Genomic DNA, 22,058 nt, shown 5'->3' with positions numbered 1-22,058 from the left:
GGCGGTGTCAGGCCCCGCGGGACGGATCCGGGCTCGCGTCCACCGCGCCTCGCCCCGGATCCGGGCCGATGAGCTCCGCGCCGCGCTCCGCCCCCGGGTGGGCACCGGTCCCCGGAATACACCCGCTCGGCGGTCCGTGACAAGGGGTGAATAGCCCGGCGATATGGAGCCGCCCGCGGGTCTAGTGTCGTCTCGCCGCGCTCGGGACAGCGTTCCTCCGCAACGACGCCGGGGCGACAGGAAGGCGCTCGCCATGTCGACATCCACCAGTCCGCGCGGCCCGGTCCGGAGCCTCGTGCCCGCCCGCATCGACAGGCTCCCCTGGACCCGCTTCCACTGGTCGATCGTCGTCGGCCTCGGCTTCTCGTGGGTGCTGGACGGACTCGAGATCCAGATCGTCGCCTCCGCCGGCTTCGCGAAGGAGTTCGGGCTCTCGGCCTTCGAGGTAGGCCTGCTCGGCACGATCTACCTGTGCGGACAGATCGCGGGCGCCCTGATCTTCGGGCGGCTGAGCGACAAGCTCGGGCGGCGCAAGCTGTTCATCCTGACGCTCGTCATCTACCTGGTCGCCAGCGGCCTGGCGGGACTCGCGCCGAACTACGTCTTCCTCGCCGTGTTCCGCTTCTTCGCGGGCATGGGGATCGGCGGCGAGTACGCGGCGATCAACTCCGCGATCGACGAGCTCATCCCCTCCAAGTACCGCGGCCGCGTCGACATCGCGATCAACGGCACGTACTGGGGCGGCGCGGCTCTGGGTTCCGCGGCCAACCTGTTCTTCCTGAACGACGCGCTCTTCGCCGAGAACGTCGGCTGGCGCCTCGGCTTCTTCCTCGGCCCGATCCTCGGACTGGCGATCATCTACCTCCGCCGCCACATCCCCGAGAGCCCCCGCTGGCTGATGACGCACGGCCGCGAGGAGGAGGCGGAGCGCACCGTCGACGAGATCGAGCGCCGAGTGGAGGCGGAGGGCGGCGTGCTCGAGCCTGTCGACGACGCGAAGGCGATCACCGTGAAGGCGACGGAGAGCATCCCGTTCCGCACCATCGCCCGGGTGCTGCTGCGGCAGTACCCGAAGCGGACGCTGGTGGGCGCGACGATGATGATCACCCAGTCGTTCCTCTACAACGCGATCTTCTTCACCTACGCGCTGGTGCTCGAGAACTTCTACGGAGTCGAGCAGAGCGCGATCTCGTACTTCTTCTTCCCGTTCGCGATCGGCAACCTCGTCGGGCCGCTGGTGCTCGGCCACCTGTTCGACGTGTGGGGCCGGCGGAAGATGATCTTCCTCACCTACGGTGTCTCGGGAGCGGTCCTGGCCGTCTCGGCGGTCCTCTTCAGCATGGACGTCCTGACCGCGACCACGCAGACGATCCTCTGGTGCGTGTCGTTCTTCTTCGCCTCCGCCGGAGCCTCGAGCGCCTACCTCACCGTGAGCGAGATCTTCCCCCTCGAGCTGCGCAGCCAGGCGATCTCGTACTTCTTCACCCTCGGCCAGATCGCCGGGGCGGTCGCCCCCGCCCTCTACGGCGCCCTGATCGGCGACGGCAGCGACCGCGGTCCGCTGACGATCGGCTACTTCGTCGGCGCCGCCGTGATGATCCTCGGCGGCGTGATCGCCCTGATCTTCGGCGTGGACGCCGAGCGCCGCAGCCTCGAGAGCATCACCGAGCCCCTGTCGACCGTGAAGTCCTGAGGGCGGATCGCCGCGAGGCCGGGAGCCGTTCCGAGGCGTCTCGGAGCCGGCGTCTCGGGGCCGGCGTGGGCCGCCGTCAGTGGGCCGGGCGGTAGCCGGTCCGGTCGTCGGGGGTGATCGAGCGGAGGACGCGGGCGGGGACGCCGGCCGCGATGGTGAGCGGAGGGACGTCGCGGGTGACGACGCTGCCCGAGCCGATCACGGCCCCGTCGCCGATGGTGACGCCCTGGTTGATCGTGACGCCGCCGCCGATCCAGACGCCGTCGCCGACGACGACCGGCTTCGCGGTGCAGGCGCCGGCGGCGCGCTCGGCCGGGTCGAGGGCGTGGTTCGACGTGTAGATCGCGACGCGGGGGCCGAACAGCACGTCGTCGCCGATCGTGATGGGGGCGCCGTCGAGCAGGATGCAGTCGAAGTTCGCGTAGAAGCGGTCGCCGATCGTGATGTTGAACCCGAACTCGCAGCGGAACGTCGGCTCGAGGTGCGCGTCCGCGCCCACGGAGGCGACGAGTTCGCGGAGCAGAGCCTCCCGCTCGACCGATGGGCGCCCGAAGCTCGCGTTGTACGCGTTCGAGGCGAGGACAGCCCGCTCGCGCGCGGCGACCAGCTCGGGGGTCATGTCGTCGTACACGGCGCCGGTCAGGATGTGCGCGCGCTGGTCCTCGAGGGTCATCGTCGTCCGTTCGTCGGTGTCGGCGCCCCGACGGGCGCCCGCGTCCACGCTACGGGGCCGCCGCGCGCCGGGACACCGCCTCCTCCGCCGACGCACCGCTCCTGCCGCGGTGCGTCGCCGAGGGAGCGGTGGGTCGGCGACGTCCCGCGGCGCCACGCCCCCGCCTCGCAGCAGGCGTCAGCCCACGTGCACGCCCGGCCGGCGGTCGCGGCGGGACTCCGCGCGGCGGAGGACCTCGCGGGTGACGGGGGCGACCTCGCCGGTGCCGGTGATGAGGAAGCGGAACATGTTCGAGATGGGGCCGCCCTCGGTCCACTCGAAGTAGACGTCCGGGATCACGCCGGTGAGGTCGCGGATCTCGAGCAGCACCGTGGCGATGGTGTTCGGGATGTTGCCGCTGGTCACCGTCAGCACGCGGAAGCCGTGGCAGACGCGGCCCTGCACGACCAGGTCCTCCTCGAAGTCGGAGGAGTCGGTGGTGTGCACCTCGAGGAAGAGCACCGGGCCGCGCATCGGCAGGTTGCTGTCGCGCTGCTCCTCCGCCAGCTTGTCCCGGTACTCCGCCTCGGAGCCGTCGTCGGGCTCGTTCGCGAGGATGCGGATCACGCCGTAGTCGTCGGCGTCAGTGGTGAGGAAGTCGATCGCGGCGGCGTCGAACACCACGGAGGTGGCGCGCAGCTGGAACGAGCGGTGCACCCGCGAGACGAGCGAGACCGCGAGGATGCCGACGATGAAGACCGCCGCGATCCTCACGCCGTCGGGCCTCTCGACCACGTTCACGACCGTCGTGTAGACGAAGACCAGCGCGATGACCGCGAAGCCCACGGCGCGCTTGCGCTGCTTCCTGCGCTTCGCCGAGAGGAACACCGCGACGGACGCGGAGGTGATCAGCACCAGCACGCCGGTCGCGTAGGCCCCGCCCTGCGCGTCGACGTCGGCGCGGAAGAGGATCGTGATGACGAAGGCGACGACGGTGAAGACCAGCACGAGCGGACGGACGGCGCCGGCCCACTGCGGAGCCATGCCGTAGCGGGGCAGGTAGCGCGGGACGATGTTGAGCAGGCCGGCCAGCGCGGAGGCGCCCGCGAACCAGAGGATGCAGATCGTCGCGACGTCGTAGACCGTGCCGAAGCCCTCGCCGAGGTACTCGTGCGCGAGGTAGGCCAGCGCGCGGCCGTTGGCCTCGCCGCCCGGCTGGAACTGCGCCTGCGGGATGAGCAGCGTGGTGACGAAACTCGAGGTGATGAGGAACGCCGACATCGTGACGGCGGCGGTGATGAGCAGCCGCTTCGCCCCGCGGATGCGGCCGACGGGGGCGTCCTCGGTGTCGCCCGCGTCGCCGCGGATCTGCGGCAAGACCGCGACCCCGGTCTCGAAGCCGGAGAGCCCGAGCGCGAGCTTGGGGAACACGATGAGCGCGATGCCGACCATGATCAGCGGATTCCCGTGCTGGGTCGTGAGCGCCGACCACCAGTCGCCGATGACGACGGGGTTCTCGGCCACGTGCCCGATCGCCACGGCGATCACGATCGCGTTGAGCAGGAGGAACACGGCCACGAGCACGACCGCGATCGAGATGGCCTCGCGGAACCCGCGCAGGAACACGATCCCCAGCAGGGCGATCAGCCCCAGCGTGAGCGGCACCTCCGCCCCGTGGAACCAGGCGGGGGCGAACGGGTTCTCGACCGCGTGCGCCGTCGCGTCGGCCGCCGAGAGGGTGATCGTGATCATGAAGTCGGTGGCCGCGAACCCCAGCAGCACCAGCACGAAGAGCTTGCCGCCCCACCAGGGCAGCAGGCGCTCGAGCATCGCGATCGACCCCTCGCCGCGGAAGCTCTCGCGGGCCACGCGGCGGTAGACGGGGAGCGCGCCGAGGAGCGTCAGCACCACCAGGACGATCGTCGCGAGCGGCGAGACCAGGCCCGCGGCGAGCGCCGCGATCGCCGGCTGGTAGCCGAGGGTGGAGAAGTAGTCGACACCCGTGAGGCACATGACGCGCCACCAGGAGTGCGTCCTGCCGGTGGCCGCGTGGGGGCCGGGGTGGGCTCCGGAGTCGTCGCGGAGGCCCTCGAGGAGCCACGCCTTCACCCCGCCCGCGCGCGCGGAGGAGAGGGGGGAGGGTTCGAGGGCGTCGGGGTCGCCACGGACGACGGAAGAGGTCACTGGATGTTTCTACTCGCCGTGAGGAGCGCGCCCGCCCGGAATGAGCGGATCCTCACGCTTTCCTCACGGGTAATCGGCTGGGGAGGGACGTCGACGCGCGATCCCGCGTCGTGAGGGGGTCGTGAGGGCATCGTGAGCGTCGCGCGAGCGGACCGTGCGGATCGGCCCGGTGCGCGTCCGCGTTCCGTCAGGATCCCCTCGCACCCGCCGTCGCGGGCCGACGATGGCGCTCGTGCACCTGCTCCTCCGCCTCCTCGACGCCGGTCCCCGCTGGGGCCGCCACACCGTCGGCGCGAGCCGGTACGGCGTCGTCCGGAGCGAGCTCGTCGTCTTCGCGCCCGGCACCTCCGTCGAGGAGCGGAGGTGGCTCCGCCTTCACGCGGCCGGTCCGCAGCTGGTCGTGGCCGTGACGGCCGCCGGCGCCGTCGGGACGCTCGCGCTCGACCGGCTGCCGCTCCTCCTGCTGGCCGCGCTCGCCCTGCCGACCGCGTCGCTCCTGCTCCTCTCGGCCCGCCGCCTCCGCCGGGCCTGCGCCCGCCGGCTCGTGATCGCGGACGTCGACTCCCCCGCCGTCGCCGAGCAGGCGGCGATCGCGGCCGTGCTGCGGCGGGCCGACCGGCTGCTCGACGCCGGCGTCCTCACTCCGCTCGAGCACGAGGAGGTGTGGGCCTGCGCCCACGACCGGGTCGCGGGCCGCGTGGCTGACCGCCGCTCCCAGCCCCGAGCGGGAGGATCGGGGACGTCCGCCACCGATGGGAGCACCTCATGACCACACCGCGCCGCGCACTGATCCTCGTCGACGTGCAGCAGGAGTACTTCAGCGGTCCGCTCGAGATCCAGTACCCGCCGCACGCGCAGTCGCTGCCGAGGATCGCCGCCGCTCTGGACTCCGCCGCCGCCGCGGGCCTCCCGATCGCCGTCGTCCAGCACAGCGCGGGCGAGGGAGCGCCGATCTTCGACCCGTCGGGTCCGTCCTTCGCGCTGCACCCGGAGATCGAGAAGCGCCGCTCGGATTCCTGGAAGAACGTCACGAAGCAGTTCGGCACGGTCTTCGCGGGGACCGACCTGCTCGACTGGCTCCGCGAGCACGACGTCGACACGATCACCCTCGTCGGCTACATGACCAACAACTGCATCCTCGCCTCGGCCGCCGAGGCCGAGACGCACGGGCTCCGCGCCGAGGTCCTCTCGGACGCGACGGGCGCGATCGCGATCGCGAACGACGCCGGCTCCATCGACGCGCACTCCCTGCACACCACGCTGATGGCGCTGCTCAACTCGAACTTCGCCGCCGTCGCCCCGACCACCGTCTGGATCTCGGCACTCAAGGGCGAGTACACGCTCCCGATGAGCAGCCTGCCCGAGTCGGCGACGGCGGGCGCCGCTCGCTGACGGGCACTCCTCCGGACGGATCGGCCGGCTCTACTCTCGGTGCATGGCCCTTCTGCACCGTGCGACGATCACCCCCGGGAAGCTCGAGATCGTGGAGGCATGGGCGCCGACGCAGCCCTGGTGCGAGGGCGGCGGATTCACGCTGCTCGGCGCCTACCGGTTCGACGACCCCGATGGCGAGGTGGGAGTGGAGACGCTGATCGTCCAGTCGACCGGGCAGCCGCCGCTCCAAGTGCCGCTGACCTACCGCGGCTCGCCTCTCGCCGGCGGTGACGCGCATCTCCTCGCGACCGTCGAGCACACCGTCCTCGGTCGTCGCTGGGTCTACGACGGTGCCGGCGACCCCGTCGCGATCGCCGCCTTCGCCACGGCGATCCGCCCCGGCGCCCGGGAGGTCGAGCAGCATTTCGAGGAGGACGGGCAGCGCATCGTCCGCCCGCCGACCGCGACGGTGCAGGGCAGCGGATCAGGCGCCGGAGCGTCCGGGCCGCCGTCGACGGTGCTCGTCCGCAGCGACGCACGGACCACCACGACCTCGGCCGACGGTCTGACTCTCGTCCTCGCGCGGGTCCTCGCGCCGCCGTTCCTCGAGGGCGAGGAGCGGCTGACCGGCAGGTGGAGCGAGGCGCTCCCCGTCACCCTCGCCGTCCTGGCCTGAACCGGCTCCGGTGGTCCGCCGCCCTCCGTCGCCCGGGTCGTGGGCGACGGACGGCGGCGCGCTCCGGGAGGACCTGCTCAGTGGCCGCGCAGTGCCGCGACGGTCCGAGTGGGACTAGTCGTTCAGGTGCGCGATGGCGTAGTCGGCCTCGTCGCTCGTGAACTGCTCCCCGTACTCGCTGGTCAGCTGGTCGCGGATGGCCTCCGGCGCCATCGCCATCTGGGCCTGGTAGTCCTTGGCCTTCGCCAGCGCGTTGGCGTTCCAGTCGGCGGAGACGGTGTCCACCGCGTACTGCGCGGCCTCGGGCGAGAACTGCTCCCCGTACTCGGAGGTGAGCTGGCCGTACAGGCCCGCCTTGCTCATGTGGAGCATCTCGGAGTAGCTCTGCGCCTTGATGAGTGCCGAGGCGAACTCGGGCGAGACCTGCGCAGCAGCCGCCGTCTCGACAGGCGCCGGGGCAGGGGCGACCGTCTCGACGGGTGCGGGCTCCGCCGTCTCGACGGGTGCGGGCTCCGCCGTCTCGACGACCTCCGCCTCCTCCGTGGCCGGCACGACGGGAGCGGTCGTGGGCTCGGACGACTCGACGATCACGGCCGCCGGGCGGTCGCTCGAGGCGGAGTTCACGGCGGCTCCGAAGCCGATCGTCGTCAGGAGCGAGGCGAGGACGGCCAGACCGCCGAGGACGACGCCGGTGATCGACATCGCCTTCGACTGACCGCGGCGGAGGGCGAGGATGCCCAGGACGACGGCGGCGATCCCGACGAGTGCTCCGAAGACCGGCACGAGGCCGACGAGGAACGCGACGATGCCGACGACGAGTGCGGGGTGTTCTCCGGCGGGAGAGGTGTGCTCATCGCGCGAGTATCGCAGAGCGGCGACGGCCTGCCGCGCCATCGAGACGTCCCGTCTCAACACGTCCCTCCCCCTCCCGCGGGATGCCGTTCGGGCACGCCGGACACGGCGTGTCGCGGACCGGAGCGGCACCTCGCGGAGGGAGGACGGTGCGCCTCAGCGCAGCGACTCGAGCACGGCCTCCAGCTCGTCGACGGCGAAGTCGATCTCGGCGGCGGTGACCACGAGCGGCGGCGCCAGGCGGATCGTCGAGCCGTGGGTGTCCTTGGCCAGCACTCCGCGGGCCATCAGGGCCTCGCAGACGGCGCGGCCCGAGGCGAGCCCCGGGTCGATGTCGATGCCGGCCCAGAGTCCGGCGCCGCGGACGGCGACCACTCCGCGGCCGATCAGCGCCTCGAGGCGGGCGTGCAGCTGGGCGCCGCGCTCGCGGGCGAGGGCCTGGTACTCGCCGGTCGCGAGCATCTCGACGACCGCGAGGCCGACGGCCGCGGCGAGCGGGTTGCCGCCGAAGGTGGAGCCGTGCTGGCCCGGCTGCAGAACGCCGAGCACATCGGCGTCCGCGACCACGGCCGAGACGGGGACGATGCCGCCGCCGAGCGCCTTGCCGAGCAGGTAGACGTCGGGGACGACTCCGACCAGGTCGCAGGCGAAGGTGGCGCCGGTGCGGCCGAGGCCGGACTGGATCTCGTCGGCGATGAAGAGGACGTTGCGGCGCGCGGTGATCTCGCGGACGGCCGGGAGGTAGTCGGCCGGCGGCACGACGATGCCCGCCTCGCCCTGGATCGGCTCGATCAGCACCGCCACGGTGTCGTCGTCGATCGCGGCCTCGAGGGCTTCCGCGTCGCCGAACGGGACCGTGCGGAATCCGGGCGTGAACGGAGCGAAGCCGTCGCGCGCCTCCGCGTCGTCGCTGAACGAGATGATCGTGGTCGTGCGGCCGTGGAAGTTGCCCGCCGCGACGACGATGTTCGCCCGGCCCGGAGCGACGCCCTTGACCCGGTAGCCCCAGGCGCGGGCGACCTTGATGCCCGACTCGACCGCCTCCGCGCCCGTGTTCATCGGCAGGACCATGTCCTTGCCGGCGAGCGCGGCGAGCGCCGTGACGAACGGGCCGAGGCGGTCGTTGTGGAACGCGCGGCTGGTCAGGGTGACGCGGCCGAGCTGCTCGCGGGCCGCCTCCAGCAGCACCGGGTGCGAGTGGCCGAAGTTCACAGCGGAGTAGGCGGCGAGGCAGTCGAGGTAGCGGACGCCCTCGACGTCGGTGATCCAGGCGCCGTCGCCGGTGGCCGCGACGACGGGCAGCGGGTGGTAGTTGTGGGCGGCGTGCTCCTCCTCCGCGGCGATGAGGGCGGCGGAGCGGGCGGTGTCGGTGTCGGTGATGCTCATGTCGTTCCTCCTGAGGGGACGATCGACTCTCCAGGAGTCGTCGCACTCGGCGTCGAGTGCGACGGATCGTGGACAGTGGAGGGTGGGTCGGCGCTGCTGGTCGCCGACCACGGGGAGTGGGTCAGCGGCGCAGCTCGAGCGTGCAGCACTTCACGCCGCCGCCGCCGAGCAGCAGCTCGGACATGTCGACGCCGATCGGGTTGTAGCCGCGCTCGCGCAGCTGGCGCTCGAAGCCCGTCGCACGGGACGCGATGACGACATTGAGGCCGTCGGAGAAGGAGTTCAGCCCGAGCACGGACGCGTCCTCCTCCGACACGAGGATCGCGTCGGGGTAGAGCTCGCGGAGGGTGCGGTTGCCCTCCTCGCTGAACGCGCTCGGAAGGTAGGCGATGTTCGTGTCGTCGAGCACGGCGATCGCTGTGTCGAGGTGGTAGAACGACGGGTTCACGAGCTCGAGCGTGACGACCTCGCGGCCGAAGACGCGGGCGACCTCGGCGTGCGAGTCGGAGGCGGAGCGGAAGCCCGTGCCGGCGAGGATCCGCTCGCCGACGAGGAGGAAGTCGCCCTCGCCCTCGTTGACCTCCTCGGGGACGCGGACGTCGAAGCCGGCCGAGCGGAACCAGTCCATGTACGCCGGGCCCTCGGGCTGGCGCTCGGGGTAGGTGAAGGAGGCGCCGTAGGCGATGCCGTCGATCACGAATCCGCCGTTGGCCGCGTAGACCATGTCCGGCAGTCCGGCCTCGGGCTCGATCAGCTCGATGGTGAAGCCCAGATCGGCGTAGGTGTCGTAGAGGGTCTGCCACTGCCGGACGGCGAGGGAGGTGTCGGTGGGGACCTGCGGGTCCATCCACGGATTGATGCGGTAGACGACGGTGAAGTGCTCGGGACGGCACATCAGGATCGTCTTCGCGACGGGGGTTCGGGCGGGTGCCTCGGCGAGCACGGCGGTATCGGTCATTCGAGTCCTCCTGCGAAAGGATGCGGATGAGCGGACCGGGTCCAGTGGCTCCGTGCCCCGCGCATGACGCAACGGGATGGAGCACGCTCGCGCCCAGTCTTGCACGCGAGGATCGTGCGGTTCTCGCCGTGGGGCGCACGGAACGCGCGTGAACGGTGGATGCGGCGCGGAAAACCGCCGCGGCTCTCGCCACGCGCTGTATTGCGGCCCCGACTACTCTTCCTCGCCCTGAGGCAGGGGCTTTCGGAGGGACGACGTTGCGCCTCTCGGCGAGAAGGCCTTATCCCTCTCTCTTGTCATCGCGCTGATGACATCTGTGGAATCCGCCGAATTCTGCCCTGAATGGGGGACTTAGGGCAGCGATAAGCGGCATGGGACGATCCCTCCGGCCCGACAGTCGTCGGCCTTCTCGCTCCGACGAATCCGGATGCCCTCCTCCATGCGAACGAAGACCCTCAGCGTCTCCCTTTTCCTCGCCCTGCTCCTCTCCCTCTTCGTCGCGACCCCGGCCCAGGCCGCGGGCTCGCCGACTGCGCCGACGAACGTGACCGTGACCGACAACGACTGCACCGATGCGGTCACCGTCTCCTGGACGCCGTCCGCGTCGGCGACGGCCGGATATCGGATCCACGTGTATAGCCAGTATTCGGGTTACTACGAAGACGGTGACGTCTACTCCGCAAAGCTGATCGAGACGGGGCGTACCACGACATCGACGTTCGACCTTCCGCGGTCCTGGGACTACTACTACATCGAGGTGTCCAGCGTCTCGGACCTGAACGCTCCATACTCCGGCGGGACGGACGGGGAGTCTCTGGTCGCCTCTTCCACCCAGAGCGCCCCCGCCGAGGAGTCGCTCTACCACTTCTGGGACGTCCCCGCGCCGGGCGATCTGAGTGTCGCGGCAGATCCGACCTCGTCTCTTGCCACGGCGCGCTGGGAGAGGCCTTCCGCCGGTGGTGAAGACTGCAATTTCGACCGGTACTACTACGACCTCGACAACCTGAACTCGCAGTACGACTGGGACCAGTACCCCGATTACGATAGCTACCTCGACGCCGACGCCACGTCCGTCGACCTGAATATCGCCCCGTTCCAGCGGTACAAATTCTGCGTGTGGGCAGCGTCGCTCAGCGAGCGCCCTTACAACGAGTCTCCTGATTTCTCGCACTCCCCGGAGTCGTGTGTCACCTTCGGCACCGGAACATCGGCGCCTTTCTCGCCCGACTACGTCGATGGGTACTCCTCGGGCACCGCGATCACCGTCACCTGGGCTGCCCCCTGGAACGACGGCGGTAGCGATATCACCGGCTACCGGGTAGCCCGCAACGGCACCGATTCGTCCGGCAGCGGCCCCTGGTCGACCGTCGTCTCCGCCGACCGCCGCTCGCAGACGTTCACGAACCTCCGCCCGAACACCTCCTACACCTTCACCGTTCAGGCGATCAACGCGATCGGCACCAGCGAAGCGGCAACGGTCACCCGCACCGCCGACCCGTACGAAGCCCCCTCCGTTCCCACGCGCGTCGCCGGCACCACGAACGACAGCGTGCGATCCGCGACGATCTCCTGGGCGCCTCCGGAGTCGGCCGGCAACCCGGCGATCACCGGCTACCGCGTCTCGCGCAACGGCGTCGACAACGCGGGCGCCGGTCCGTGGTCGACGACGGTCGCCGCCACCGCCCGCTCCTTCACGTTCACGCACCTGGCGGCGGGCGCCACCTACACGATGAGCGTCAGCGCGATCAACGCCGGAGGCGACAGCGGGGCGGCATCGACCGTCGTGCGCATCGGTGGCACCGCCCTCACCGCCGCGACTCCGACCGTCACCGGCACCGCCGCGGTCGGCTCGACGCTCACGGCGAGCGCGGGCACCTGGGGCCCCTCCCCTGTCGCCCTCGCCTACCAGTGGCGCGCGAACGGCACCGCGATCAGCGGGGCGACCGGCACCACGTACCGCCCGGTCGCGGCCGACGCGGGCAGGGTGATCACCGTCGCCGTTACGGGCTCGAAGTCGGGCTACGTCTCGACCACGCGGGTCTCCTCCGGGACCGCTGCCGTGACCGGCGGCGCGATCACCGCCGCGACGCCGACCATCAGCGGCACGGCGAAGGTCGGCTCGACCCTCACCGCGAAGCCCGGCACCTGGGGCCCCTCCCCCGTCGCCCTCGCCTACCAGTGGAAGGCGAACGGCACCGCTCTGAGCGGGGCGACGTCCGCGACATACACGCCGACCGGCGCCACTCTCGGCAAGACGATCACCGTGACGGTCACGGGGTCGAAGTCCGGATTCACCGCCGTGACGAAGACCTCCGCGAAGACGAGCGCCGTGGTGGCGGGCACCCTCTCCGCCGCGACCCCGACGATCACCGGCACCGCGAAGGTCGGCTCCACCCTGACCGCCAAGCCGGGCACCTGGGGTCCCTCGCCGGTGGCCCTCACCTACCAGTGGAAGGCGAACGGCACCGCGATCTCCGGGGCGACCTCCGCCACCTACAAGCCGACCAGCGCCACGGTGGGGAAGAAGATCACGGTGACCGTCACCGGCAAGAAGGCCGACTACACGACGGCGACGCGCACCTCCGCCGCCACCGCAGCGGTCGTCAAGTAGGGGATCCGACCCGGGTCGCCGGGGCGAGCCTGCTCGCGCGGACTCCTCCGGCGGCCCCGGGAATCCACCACCATCGTCCCCCGGACGGGGGCCCATCCCGCCGACACCCGCCCTCGCCCGGAGGCGGGCGGCGGCTAGCATTCAGACACCGTGTCCGCCGCGGCCTCCCGCGGATCCTGCCGAAAGGCCCGCCGTGCCCGCACGCCCCCTCGCCGCGATCGGCGTCTCCGCTCTCCTGCTGGCCGGCCTCGCCGCCGGTCCGGCCGTCGCCGCCCCCGATCTCCCGGGCGCGAGCGCCGCGCAGGAGGCGGCCGCCGAGGTCGTCCTGTCCGGCACCATCGCGCTCCGCGACGCCGATGAGGAGCACCCCGCCCCCGAGAACCCGTACTTCTACGTCCAGGTCGAGGACGCCCAAGGGGACGTGGTCGCCCAGGCGAACACGGGCGCGGACTTCTCCCTCCCCGTTCCCGGCGGCGAGCCCCTCACCGTCCGCGCGAACCTGATCGGCAGCGACGACTGGTACCCGACCTGGTTCGGCGACACCCCGGTCGCCGAGGCCGCGAGGACGACCCGGGGGACCGACGAGTCCGTCGCCATCTCCCTCCTGCGCAGCGCCGAGCTGTCCGGATCGATCACCGCCGACGCGGTCCCCGGCGTCTCCTCCCCCTCCTTCGACGTGCAGGCCTGGTGGGTCGACGGAGGGACGTACTCGCTCCTCGACACCGTCCCCGTCACCGGAGCCCCCGGCGCCGCCCGCGCGTGGGACACGGGCGACCTCGCCCTGCCCGCCGGCGACTACCTCCTGCGCCTCGTGGAGCCGGGGTACCCCGCCTACGACGACCAGTACTTCTCGCGCCTGGCCCGCCTCGACGAGCGCGCGGTCGTCTCCGTGCCGCCGGGCGGCCGCAGCGGCATCGACTTCTTCCCGTCCGCCTACTCCTCCGACGTCGCCCGCCTCGCCGGGACCGACCGGTACGCGACCGCCGTCGCGGTGACCGCCTCCGGATTCGCCGACGGCGCCCCCGTCGTCTACCTCGCCAGCGGAGCGAACTGGCCGGACGCGCTGAGCGCCGGCCCCGCCGCCGCGAAGCAGGGCGGCGCCCTCCTGCTCACCGACCCGAGCGTCCTGCCCGCCGTGGTGGCGGCCGAGCTGCGCCGCCTCGCCCCGCAGCGGATCGTCGTGGTCGGCAGCGCCCTCTCCGTGAGCGAGTCGGTGCTCCAGCAGGTGAAGGCCCTCGGGATCCCGACCGAGCGCATCGAGGGCGTCGACCGCTACGACACCTCGCGCCGGATCGTCGAGGACGCCTTCCCCGACGGCAGCTACGAGAACGTCTTCGTCGCGACCGGCACCAACTTCCCGGACGCCCTCTCGGTCGCTCCGATCGCCGGCCGCCGCGCCGAGCCCGTCCTCCTCGTCGACGGCGCCCGCTCGCGCCTCGACCAGCCGACCCGCGACACCCTCGCCGGACTCGACCCCTCCTCCGTGCAGCTGCTCGGCGGTGCGCCGTCGATCTCGACCGCCGTCGAGGCAGACCTGCGCGCCGCGAAGATCGCCGGCACCGTGTCGCGCATCGCCGGGACGGACCGCCACGACACCAGCCGACGCCTCAACGACGTCTTCCCGCCGTCCGAGCTGGGCGACACCGTCTACCTCGCGACCGCCACCGGCTTCGCCGACGCGCTGGCCGTCGGCCCGGTCGCCGCGAAGCAGGGCGCCCCGCTCTACCTCAGCGAGCCGACCTGCCTGCCGCGCAGCACCCGTGTGAAGATGCAGGGCCACGACCTCGATCAGGTGCTGCTCCTCGGCAGCCCCCTGACCCTGTCGGCGCAGGTGCGCTCGCTGTCCGCCTGCTGAGACCCGAGACGCACCGCACGAGCCCTGGAGATCCATGAGCGCCACCGCCGACCGTCCCCTCCTCGTCGGCATCGAGACCGGGGGCACGAAGGTCGTCGCGGCGGTCGCCGACGCCGCTGATCCCGAGCGGATCCTCGCGACGACGACCCTGCCGACCCGCGGGCCCGCCGAGACTCTCGCCGATCTGGCCGGCTTCGTCAGCGGCCACGGAGTCGACGGCACCGTCGCCGCGGTCGGCGTCGCCTCCTTCGGCCCGCTCGACATCGACCCCGGCTCGCCGACCTACGGACACCTCACCTCCACGCCGAAGCTCGGCTGGGAAGGCACCGACGTCCTCGGCCCGATCGGCTCGGCCGCACCGGGCGCGCGGCTCGCGCTGGTCACCGACGTCAACGGAGCCGCCCTGGGCGAGGCCCGCTGGGGCGCCGGAACTGGAGTCGACGACTTCGTCTACCTGACCGTCGGCACCGGAGTCGGCGGCGGCGTGATCGCGGGCGGACGGCTCCTCGCCGGCAGCGGCTGGCCCGAGGTCGCGCACCTTCTGCCCCGCCGCCACCCCGAGGACGGCTTCGCCGGCACCTGCCCGTTCCACGGCGACTGCCTCGAGGGCCTGGTCGCCGGTCCCGCGATCTCGGCGCGCTGGGGCGTCGACGGCTCCCGCCTCGGCCCCGAGGAGGCGGCCGCCAACCTCCGCTTCAGCTCCTACTACCTCGCGCAGCTCGTCACGACGCTCGCCTACGTCGCGGGCGTGCGGCTCGCGGTCGTCGGCGGAGGCGTGTCGAAGACGCCGGGGCTCGTCCCCGCGGTCGAGGCCGAGGTCGAGCGGCTGATGGGCGCGCCCGGAGCGACGGGGACGGGCGGCGGGCGGATCCGCATCGTGCGCCCGGCCCTCGGCGACGAGTCCGGGGTGCGCGGGGCGATCTCGCTGGCGGAGTCCCTGCTCGCCTGAGCTCTACCCTCGTCCCATGAGCGACCGACCCGTCGACCCCTCCGCCCCCGACTCCGGTCGCGACGAGACGGTGGAGGAGCGATCCGACCGCAACTGGAACGAGATCCTGCAGGAGCTGCGGGTCGTGCAGACCGGCACGCAGATCCTGGGCGGCTTCCTGCTGACGCTGTGCTTCCAGCAGCGCTTCGCCGACCTCGCGCCGCCCGACGTGGCGCTCTACCTCGTGCTCGTCCTGCTCGCCGCGTGCGTCACGATCCTGGCGCTGGCGCCCGTCATCGCCCACCGGCTGCTGTTCCAGCGGCGGAGGAAGGCCGAGCTGGTGCGGTTCGGCAACCGGGTGGTCACGGTGTGCCTCGCGGCGGGATCGCTGCTGTTCGTCGGAGTCGTGGGCTTCGTGTTCGACGTCGTGCTGGGCGGGCCGGCAGGGCTCTGGGCGGGCGGAGGCGTGCTGCTGCTGCTCGCCGTGGTCTGGGCGACCGCGCCGGTCCTCCTGCGGAGGCGCTGAGGGCGGCGGAGTCTGCCCGCCCCTCCCCCGCGAGTCAACGGGGTACCCGGGTCCGCCACGCTCTTCCTACCGTGGCCGCGAGGCGCGCACCGCGCCGACGCGAGAGGAGCACCATGACCGACCGGACCGAGCAGCCGCAGGAGAACCCGCAGAACCACGACCACGTCGACGACGCGGGCGTCGACAAGCCCTCGCAGGCCGAGGGCGACGACACCGAGGGATCGGCCGGCTGATCGCCGCCTCGATCCCCGTCCTCCCCGCGATCGACAGCAGCGCGGCCGTCCTCGCCGACGGCTACCTCTTCGGGACGCGGCGCTTCGACGACGTGGGCGCGGACGCGTTCCGCACCCGGATCCTCGGACGGCCCGTGATCATGGCGCGCGGCATCGAGGCGGCGCGCTTCTTCTACGAGGGCGGGCGCTTCGACCGCGAGGGCGCGCTGCCCGGCTCCGTGCTGCACCTCCTGCAGGACGAGGGCAGCGTGCAGACCCTCGAGGACGAGCCGCACCGGAGGCGGAAGCGGATGTTCCTGGATCTGGTGGAGACGCCCGAGCAGCGGTCGAGGCTGGTCTCGGGCCTTCGCGCGGGAGTGGCAGGCGTCCGCCGCCCGGCTGACCGGCGAGCGGGTCCGCCTCCAGGACGTCGCCGCGGAGGTCCTGGGCCGCGCGGTCCTGTCCTGGGCCGGCATCGAGGCCGACGAGGAGGAGGTGCTGCGGCGCACGGACGAGCTCCGGGCGATGATCGACAACGCCGGGCGCTTCGGCCCGCCCAACTGGGCCGCGCGACTCCGCCGCCGCTCGACCGAGCGGTGGGCGCGCGGCCTGATCGAGGCGAGCCGGACGGCCGGACCCTCCCCGACTCCCCTGCACCGGATCGCGCACGAGAACGAGGACGGCGGCCTCCTCCCCGTCGAGGTCGCCGCGGTGGAGCTGATCAACCTGCTGCGGCCCACGGTCGCGGTGGGGCGCTTCGTGGTGCTGGCGGCGCTCGCGCTGCACCGGCATCCGGAGTGGCGGGAGCGGCTCGCCGACCAGGAGGAGCGCGTCGCGTTCGCGAACGAGGTGCGGCGCTTCTACCCGTTCTTCCCGATGGTCGGAGGAAGGGCCCGCCGGGAGCTGGACTTCCGCGGCGAGACGCTTCCCGCGGGGCAGTGGATGCTGCTCGACCTCTACGCGACGGACCACGGCTCGCACTGGGAGGCGCCGGGCCGCTTCGATCCGGAGCGGTTCCGGTCGCCGGTCGACCGCAACGGCTTCATCGCCCAGGGCGGCGGGCACTACGGAGGCGACCACCGGTGCCCGGGCGAGCCGGCGACCGTCGACCTGCTGTCCGCGGCGCTGGAGCTCCTGGCCGCGGGGCACCCGTACGACGTCGAGGACGGGCAGGATCTGCGCGTGAGCCTGCAGAGCTTCCCGACCGGGCCGGAGGACGGCTTCGTGGTGAGGTTCCGCTAGGGGCGGGCGGGCTCGGCTGGCGGCCTCGGTCGGCGGCCTCAGCGGAGGCGGTCCTCCTCCACAGGCCGCGGTTCCGCGCGCTCTCCCCGGATCCGCTCGGGCATTCCCCGCCCGCCTCGCCCGACGAGCACGCTCGGGGGATGCAGAAGCCGAGTCAGTCCTCCGGAGCGTCGAGCTCCTCGAGCGCCCGCAGCGCCTCGCGGGCGCGCTCGAGCCGATCGGCCTCGGGCTCGTCCCACCATGCCGGTCCGCGCTCGCCCAGCCCGTGCTTGGCGAGCCCGACCCTCCTGCGAGCCAGCGCCAGCGCCTCCGCCTCCGCGTCCTCGTGCAGCCTGGCGGAGCGCACTCCCGAGCGCCCGCGCCCGAGGTGCGAGGTGAGGCCGGCGACCACGTCCTCCGGCAGCGAGGGGTCGGTGCGCCGCCATCGGCGGCCCTTCACCATGAGCCAGCGCTCGTCGTCCTCGTCGCTCACCCCGTCACCGCCGCCTCGGGTCGAGCCGGTCACCGGTGCTCGTGAGGTCCACCTGCTCCGGCAGCAGGAGCGCCTCGATCCGTCCCGCGGCGGAGAGCCGCAGCAGGTCGTCGACGAGGGCGCGCGAGCCGCCGATCAGCGTCGAGTCGAAGTCGACCTCGCTCGCGAGGTACCAGGCCCGGTCCTCCGGCCAGAGCGCGAGCGGAGTCTGCACGACGAGCCCGGAGGCGTCGGCGAAGCCCGCCGCGCGCGCCCACGCGGTGTCCTCGAGCACCCTGACGTCGAGCGAGAGCAGAGGCCCCTCCCGCCCCGGCAGCTCGACCGTCGCCGCGGCGGCGGTCTCGGGGTGCTCCCAGCCGGTCGGCCTGGTGTCGCTCATCCACTCGGGCAGCTCGTCCGAGGCGTCCGCGCGGGAGATCAGGATCCGCGACCCGCCGCTCAGCACGCCGAACCCCTCCCAGAACACGGCGAGGCAGTCGTCGGGGGTGCTCGTGTGCTCCGCGAGCACGGCGGCGACGGCCGCGAGCTCGTCGAGCGGGAGCACTCCGAGGCGGGGCTCCGCGTACTCGTCGGGATGCTCGCCGGTGAGCGAGTACCACTGCGCGAGCGGATGCAGGAGCGTCCCCTCCCGCTCGGCGACCTCGCGCCAGCGCCGGGGCGGGTCGTCGGAGGGGTGCAGGATCCGCACGGCCGCCTCGAACAGCGGAGGGACGATCCCCTCGAAGCGCCCGAACGCGCCGAGAGCGCCCAGCATCGGCTCCGCCCGCCCAGCGTCCCGCTCGGCGCGCAGGGGCGCGTCCCGGGGTGTCGGCTCGATCATCGGCCCAGGCTAGCGCTGGACGGTCGCTCCGCTCAGGGCGGAGAGGGCCCGCTGCGGCCCCGTCTCGCGGGCGAGGCCCTCGGCGAGCGCCGTCAGCCGTTCCCGGGCGGGAGCGTCGAGTGCGAGCATCCGCCGCGCAGCCTCCGCGAGCTGTCCCGCGGAGGCGGCGTTGGGGTCGAGCACGGCGGCGAATCCGGCGTCCTCGAGTGCGGCCGCCCCCGCGAACTGGTCCGTCGAGAACGGCAGGACGACGAGCGGCACGCCCGCGGTCATCGCCTCCGTGACGCTGTTGTTGCCGCCGTGGCTGACCGCGAGCACGGCCCGGCGCAGGAGCGCGACCTGCGGCAGGAAGCCGCGGACCAGCCAGCCCTCGGGAATCTCGCTTAGAGCCGAGCGCTCGGTCGCGCCGGAGGCGAGAGCCACCCGGACGGGCCTGCGCCCGACCTCGACGCCGGCCAGGGCCTCGACGACCCGGGCGAGCACGTCGTCGCGCACCGAGAGGAAGCTGCCGAAGCTCACGTAGACGACCGGATCCTCGGACGCGGCGAGCCACTCCTCGACCTCCCCGTCATCGGGCTCCTCGCGGACGGCGGAGCCGAGGAACGCGTGCGGCGGCAGCTGAGCGGTGCGGGCCGAGTCGTGGAGCTCGCCCGGGTAGTTGAGCAGCAGGACGTCGCCGCTCTCGGCGAAGGCGTCGGCGCTGGGCGCCGCCCCGGGGTCGAGGGTGGTGAGGGCGGCGTTCCACTCCGCCGTGAAGGAGTCGCGCACCTGCTCGCAGAGGGCGCGGAGCGCATCGAGGTCGTCCGGCTCCGGGGCGAAGGCGTCCGGCCAGACCGGGGGGAAGCCGTAGACCTCGCCGGGCACCGTGAGCGCGCTGGGGTGGCCGAGCACGACGTCGCCGTAGGGCACGCGGAGTGCCTTCAGCGCCACGCGCGCGGTGAAGGCGAGGTGGTCGACCACGATCGCGTCGGGCTGCACCTCGTCGAGGATCACGCGCAGGCGCGCGGCGACGCCGGCCGGATCCCAGAGCAGGTCGGTGAGCCGTTCCCGCGCCTGGTAGGAGAGGGTCGGGACCATCCCGCGCCGGGTGGCGTCGAAGAAGCCGCGGAGGGACGCGCCCTCGTCGGGCGCCTGCTCCTCCGCGCGGATCGTGCCCGGGTTGGAGCCGCGCCCCAGCCGGAGCGCGATGTGCTCGAATCCGAAGCCGTCGACGATGGAGCGCGTCGCGTCGCCGGTGGCCACGACGACGCGCTCGCCCGCCTCCTGCCACGCCGTGCCGAGGGTCGCCAGCGGCAGCAGGTGCGACGCGTAGTCGGGGCTGATGATCAGCAGGGTCACGAGGCCCCCAGCACGAGCGGCGAGCGGAGGGGAAGCTCCTGGTCTGCGGTCGCGTGCGCGTAGACGCCCGAGAGGGCATGAGCCATGGCCTGCACCGTGTAGCGCTCGGCGACCATCGCGCGCCCGCGGGCCGCGGCGTGCTCGCCGAGAGGCCCTCCTGCGAGATCCAGTGCGGCGGCGGCGCCGGCGGCGAGCGCCGCGGGGTCGGCGGTGTCGACCAGGAAGCCGGTCTCCCCCTCCTCGACGTAGGTCGCGGGCCCGCCTGTCGCCGGAGCGACGACGACCAGTCCTGCGGAGAGCGCCTCGAGGAGGGCGATGCCGAACTCCTCCTTGACGCTCGCGCAGACGTAGGCGCCTCCCGGAGCAGAGAGCCCCGGTCGGCCGTGCCGGATCGCGCCGAGCCAGCGGGCCACGGTCCCGTTCGGGCGGTGGCCGGCCAGGAGCAGCCCGTCGGACGCGACGGCGCGGATGCGGTCGAGCTGCTCGCGCTCGTCGGGGCTCGGGTCGGCGAGGTCGCCGCCGACCAGGAGCAGGTTGGCGCGCTCCCGGAGCGAGGGGTCGGACGCCCAGGCCTCGGCAAGCGCCGCCATCCCCTTCACCCGGTGCAGGCGGCCCACGCTGAGCAGCAGCGGGAGGCCGCGGCGGTACTCGGGCAGCTCCTCCAGCAGGAGGTCGAGCGAGGCCAGGTCGCCGCCCTCGTCCAGCGCGACCGGCTCACCGGCGGCGGAGGCCCGTGCGGCCGCCTCGCCGCGCTCGACCAGGCCGACGTCGATCCCCTCCGGGACGATCGTGTGCCGCTCCGGGTGCGCGGTGATGTCGACGCCGATCAGCTCGCGGATGGTCGCCGCCAGCTCCTCCCGCGGGAACAGGACGGTGTGCGCGGCGTCGGCGGCCAGGCGCTGCACCAGGCGCACGCGGAACCAGAAGTGCTCGGCGGCGTCGCGCTCGCCGAAGTCCGCGCGGGTGAGGGCGCCGGAGGCGTCCAGGCCCGCGATCAGGGCGTGCGGGTCCGGAGCGAGGGTGAACACGACGGGGATCTCGAGCTCCCGGGCGACCGCGGCCGCCGCGAGGGATCCGACGTCCGCCATCCGCAGGTGCAGCACGTCGACCCGGCCGGCCGCGCGCAGGATCCGGCGGATGCCGCGCTCGGCGGCGATGCGGCGACTCCACGCCTGGGGCATGGCCACGGGCGGCCCCACGAACGGGACCGGAGCGAAGCCGTGGCCGGAGTCGGGCAGCTCGCCGAGCGCGCGCTCGGCCTCGGCCGGAGTCCCGCGCGAGAGCGTGAGCACCCGGTCGATGCCCTCCTGCTCGACGAGCGAGTCGCCCAGGCGCACCAGCAGGGTCGCGATGCCGCCGTTGTCGCCGGCGCCCACCCGCGTCAGGGTGCCGTCGATGTCGGCGTGGACGAAGAGCTGCGCGACCGTCGGCCCTGCCTCCACGGCCGGTGCGGGGGCGAGGTCGCCGAGGGCGAGCCGGGCGAGGGGCCCGATCGGCGCCGCTTCCTCGGCCAGGCCGGTGAGCAGGAGCTCGGCGTCGTCGGAGCCGCGCTCGCCGAGCGCGTCCGTCGCGGCGGCCCGCGCCTCCAGCCCCTCCGCGCGATCGGCGGCCACGTGCAGGAGGGTGCGCTCGGCGATCGCACCGGGCACGAGGCCCAGGGTCTCGACGAGCCGTGCCCGGGCCGCCGCTTCGCGCTCGCCGAGCAGCGCGCCCTCGAGCGCGACGGCGACGAGGTCGGGGGTCGAGGAGGCCCAGAGCAGGACGGTGCGCTGCGCGAGCATGCCGGAGAAGCCGCCGTCGCGGACCAGGCGCAGCAGCGGTCCGAGCGCAGCGGGGCGGGGCAGGCGCCCGCCGAAGGCCCAGGCGGCGTGCTCGCGGAGGTACGGGCGCTCGTCCTCGAGCAGCATCAGCAGCGCGAGGTCGGCCTCCTCGTCGAAGACCTGCGCGAGCGAGTGCACGGCCGCGATCGCGGTGAGCTGGTCCGAGGGGTCCAGAGCGGCGCGGGTGAGCAGGCGCACCGCGCGGCCGCCGCCGTCGCTCACCGCGGCGACCGTCAGCTCATCCGCCATCCGGACGGCCTCGAGCAGAGTGGGAGCGGCGCGTACGGCGTCGAGAGCGGTCTGCGTGGCCATGGTTCACCTGGTCTGTCGGAGTGGAGAGTGCGACGGAGCGCGACTCCCGACCGCTGGAGCGGCCCAGGAGGAGCGGGCCGGTACCGAGCATGCCGCGTGGGCGGCTGGGATTTCGCCACTTGCGTCGGATCTCCTCCCGCGGTACGG

The 22,058-nt window shown here is 73.0% G+C and carries 18 protein-coding genes; 9 read left to right on the top strand and 9 right to left on the bottom strand.

Annotated elements, in window-relative coordinates:
* Nucleotides 1-253: 253 nt before the first annotated feature.
* The gene (locus C5C55_RS10365) at nt 254-1,693 is read left to right on the top strand and encodes an MFS transporter (protein WP_104225083.1); all 1,440 of its coding nucleotides are present in this window, start codon (nt 254-256) and stop codon (nt 1,691-1,693) included.
* Nucleotides 1,694-1,769: 76 nt separating this feature from the next.
* Here the strand turns inward: C5C55_RS10365 and C5C55_RS10360 are convergent, their stop codons facing one another.
* Together C5C55_RS10360 and C5C55_RS10355 are read right to left on the bottom strand one after the other, a co-directional pair.
* A complete protein-coding gene (locus tag C5C55_RS10360) occupies nt 1,770-2,366 on the bottom strand; it encodes a sugar O-acetyltransferase (protein WP_104233875.1) in 597 nt (198 codons plus the stop codon).
* Between the two features lie 177 nt (nt 2,367-2,543).
* Nucleotides 2,544-4,529, bottom strand: a complete 1,986-nt coding sequence (locus C5C55_RS10355) for an amino acid permease (protein WP_374954238.1) — start codon at nt 4,527-4,529, stop codon at nt 2,544-2,546.
* 232 nt (nt 4,530-4,761) lie between these two features.
* On the opposite strand from C5C55_RS10355, the gene C5C55_RS10350 reads away from it, so the two are divergent.
* Genes C5C55_RS10350 through C5C55_RS10340 form a run of 3 tightly spaced genes read left to right on the top strand, consistent with a single transcriptional unit; the run spans nt 4,762 to nt 6,579 of the window.
* Nucleotides 4,762-5,298 carry a DUF6611 family protein gene (locus C5C55_RS10350; RefSeq protein WP_146080931.1) on the top strand — a complete coding sequence of 179 codons (537 nt, stop codon included), beginning with the start codon at nt 4,762-4,764 and terminating at the stop codon, nt 5,296-5,298.
* A complete protein-coding gene (locus tag C5C55_RS10345; RefSeq protein WP_104233860.1) occupies nt 5,295-5,921 on the top strand; it encodes an isochorismatase family protein in 627 nt (208 codons plus the stop codon). The genes C5C55_RS10350 and C5C55_RS10345 overlap by 4 nt, the downstream gene beginning before the upstream one ends.
* Nucleotides 5,922-5,964: 43 nt before the next feature.
* The gene (locus C5C55_RS10340; RefSeq protein ID WP_104233859.1) at nt 5,965-6,579 is read left to right on the top strand and encodes a hypothetical protein; all 615 of its coding nucleotides are present in this window, start codon (nt 5,965-5,967) and stop codon (nt 6,577-6,579) included.
* 114 nt (nt 6,580-6,693) lie between these two features.
* Here the strand turns inward: C5C55_RS10340 and C5C55_RS10335 are convergent, their stop codons facing one another.
* From C5C55_RS10335 to ddaH, 3 genes are all read right to left on the bottom strand, one after another.
* On the bottom strand, nt 6,694-7,494 hold the full coding sequence (locus tag C5C55_RS10335; protein WP_258072535.1) for an Ltp family lipoprotein: 801 nt from the start codon (nt 7,492-7,494) through the stop codon (nt 6,694-6,696).
* A 93-nt stretch (nt 7,495-7,587) separates the two neighbouring features.
* Complete coding sequence (rocD, locus tag C5C55_RS10330; protein ID WP_181067838.1) at nt 7,588-8,817, bottom strand: ornithine--oxo-acid transaminase; 1,230 nt, start codon at nt 8,815-8,817, stop codon at nt 7,588-7,590.
* Between the two features lie 121 nt (nt 8,818-8,938).
* Complete coding sequence (ddaH, locus tag C5C55_RS10325; RefSeq protein ID WP_104233858.1) at nt 8,939-9,775, bottom strand: dimethylargininase; 837 nt, start codon at nt 9,773-9,775, stop codon at nt 8,939-8,941.
* A 439-nt stretch (nt 9,776-10,214) separates the two neighbouring features.
* On the opposite strand from ddaH, the gene C5C55_RS10320 reads away from it, so the two are divergent.
* The 5 genes from C5C55_RS10320 to C5C55_RS10300 all read left to right on the top strand — a co-directional run bounded on the left by C5C55_RS10320 (nt 10,215) and on the right by C5C55_RS10300 (nt 17,149).
* Nucleotides 10,215-12,386, top strand: coding sequence for a fibronectin type III domain-containing protein (locus C5C55_RS10320; protein ID WP_181067837.1), 2,172 nt, complete (start codon nt 10,215-10,217; stop codon nt 12,384-12,386).
* A 193-nt stretch (nt 12,387-12,579) separates the two neighbouring features.
* The gene (locus C5C55_RS10315; RefSeq protein ID WP_104233856.1) at nt 12,580-14,241 is read left to right on the top strand and encodes a cell wall-binding repeat-containing protein; all 1,662 of its coding nucleotides are present in this window, start codon (nt 12,580-12,582) and stop codon (nt 14,239-14,241) included.
* A gap of 34 nt (nt 14,242-14,275) precedes the next feature.
* Entirely contained in the window at nt 14,276-15,190 is a 915-nt protein-coding gene (locus C5C55_RS10310) for an ROK family protein (RefSeq protein ID WP_104223740.1), read from the top strand.
* Nucleotides 15,191-15,206: 16 nt separating this feature from the next.
* Entirely contained in the window at nt 15,207-15,695 is a 489-nt protein-coding gene (locus C5C55_RS10305; protein ID WP_104223741.1) for a DUF6328 family protein, read from the top strand.
* Nucleotides 15,696-16,402: 707 nt separating this feature from the next.
* Nucleotides 16,403-17,149 carry a cytochrome P450 gene (locus tag C5C55_RS10300; protein WP_104233855.1) on the top strand — a complete coding sequence of 249 codons (747 nt, stop codon included), beginning with the start codon at nt 16,403-16,405 and terminating at the stop codon, nt 17,147-17,149.
* Nucleotides 17,150-17,303: 154 nt separating this feature from the next.
* Here the strand turns inward: C5C55_RS10300 and C5C55_RS10295 are convergent, their stop codons facing one another.
* Genes C5C55_RS10295 through C5C55_RS10280 form a run of 4 tightly spaced genes read right to left on the bottom strand, consistent with a single transcriptional unit; the run spans nt 17,304 to nt 21,911 of the window.
* The gene (locus C5C55_RS10295) at nt 17,304-17,591 is read right to left on the bottom strand and encodes a biopolymer transporter Tol (protein WP_374954240.1); all 288 of its coding nucleotides are present in this window, start codon (nt 17,589-17,591) and stop codon (nt 17,304-17,306) included.
* Between the two features lie 34 nt (nt 17,592-17,625).
* Nucleotides 17,626-18,441: a hypothetical protein gene (locus tag C5C55_RS10290; protein WP_104233854.1), complete on the bottom strand. Its 816-nt coding sequence runs from the start codon at nt 18,439-18,441 to the stop codon at nt 17,626-17,628.
* A gap of 9 nt (nt 18,442-18,450) precedes the next feature.
* Nucleotides 18,451-19,779, bottom strand: coding sequence for a glycosyltransferase (locus C5C55_RS10285; protein ID WP_104233853.1), 1,329 nt, complete (start codon nt 19,777-19,779; stop codon nt 18,451-18,453).
* On the bottom strand, nt 19,776-21,911 hold the full coding sequence (locus C5C55_RS10280; RefSeq protein WP_104233852.1) for a glycosyltransferase: 2,136 nt from the start codon (nt 21,909-21,911) through the stop codon (nt 19,776-19,778). The genes C5C55_RS10285 and C5C55_RS10280 overlap by 4 nt, the downstream gene beginning before the upstream one ends.
* Between the last annotated feature and the right edge of the window lie 147 nt (nt 21,912-22,058).

This window comes from Rathayibacter sp. AY1C2, assembly GCF_002931195.1.
Taxonomy (GTDB): domain Bacteria; phylum Actinomycetota; class Actinomycetes; order Actinomycetales; family Microbacteriaceae; genus Rathayibacter.
This window is presented reverse-complemented; position numbering and strand designations above follow the sequence as displayed.

What these genes read in the sequence shown, in the direction of transcription:
- C5C55_RS10365 (WP_104225083.1), top strand. Translation starts at nt 254, where the DNA reads ATGTCGACATCCACCAGTCCGCGCGGCCCGGTCCGGAGCCTCGTGCCC.
- C5C55_RS10360 (WP_104233875.1), bottom strand. Translation starts at nt 2,366, where the DNA reads ATGACCCTCGAGGACCAGCGCGCGCACATCCTGACCGGCGCCGTGTAC.
- C5C55_RS10345 (WP_104233860.1), top strand. Translation starts at nt 5,295, where the DNA reads ATGACCACACCGCGCCGCGCACTGATCCTCGTCGACGTGCAGCAGGAG.
- C5C55_RS10340 (WP_104233859.1), top strand. Translation starts at nt 5,965, where the DNA reads ATGGCCCTTCTGCACCGTGCGACGATCACCCCCGGGAAGCTCGAGATC.
- rocD (WP_181067838.1), bottom strand. Translation starts at nt 8,817, where the DNA reads ATGAGCATCACCGACACCGACACCGCCCGCTCCGCCGCCCTCATCGCC.
- ddaH (WP_104233858.1), bottom strand. Translation starts at nt 9,775, where the DNA reads ATGACCGATACCGCCGTGCTCGCCGAGGCACCCGCCCGAACCCCCGTC.
- C5C55_RS10320 (WP_181067837.1), top strand. Translation starts at nt 10,215, where the DNA reads ATGCGAACGAAGACCCTCAGCGTCTCCCTTTTCCTCGCCCTGCTCCTC.
- C5C55_RS10310 (WP_104223740.1), top strand. Translation starts at nt 14,276, where the DNA reads ATGAGCGCCACCGCCGACCGTCCCCTCCTCGTCGGCATCGAGACCGGG.
- C5C55_RS10305 (WP_104223741.1), top strand. Translation starts at nt 15,207, where the DNA reads ATGAGCGACCGACCCGTCGACCCCTCCGCCCCCGACTCCGGTCGCGAC.
- C5C55_RS10295 (WP_374954240.1), bottom strand. Translation starts at nt 17,591, where the DNA reads ATGGTGAAGGGCCGCCGATGGCGGCGCACCGACCCCTCGCTGCCGGAG.
- C5C55_RS10290 (WP_104233854.1), bottom strand. Translation starts at nt 18,441, where the DNA reads ATGATCGAGCCGACACCCCGGGACGCGCCCCTGCGCGCCGAGCGGGAC.
- C5C55_RS10280 (WP_104233852.1), bottom strand. Translation starts at nt 21,911, where the DNA reads ATGGCCACGCAGACCGCTCTCGACGCCGTACGCGCCGCTCCCACTCTG.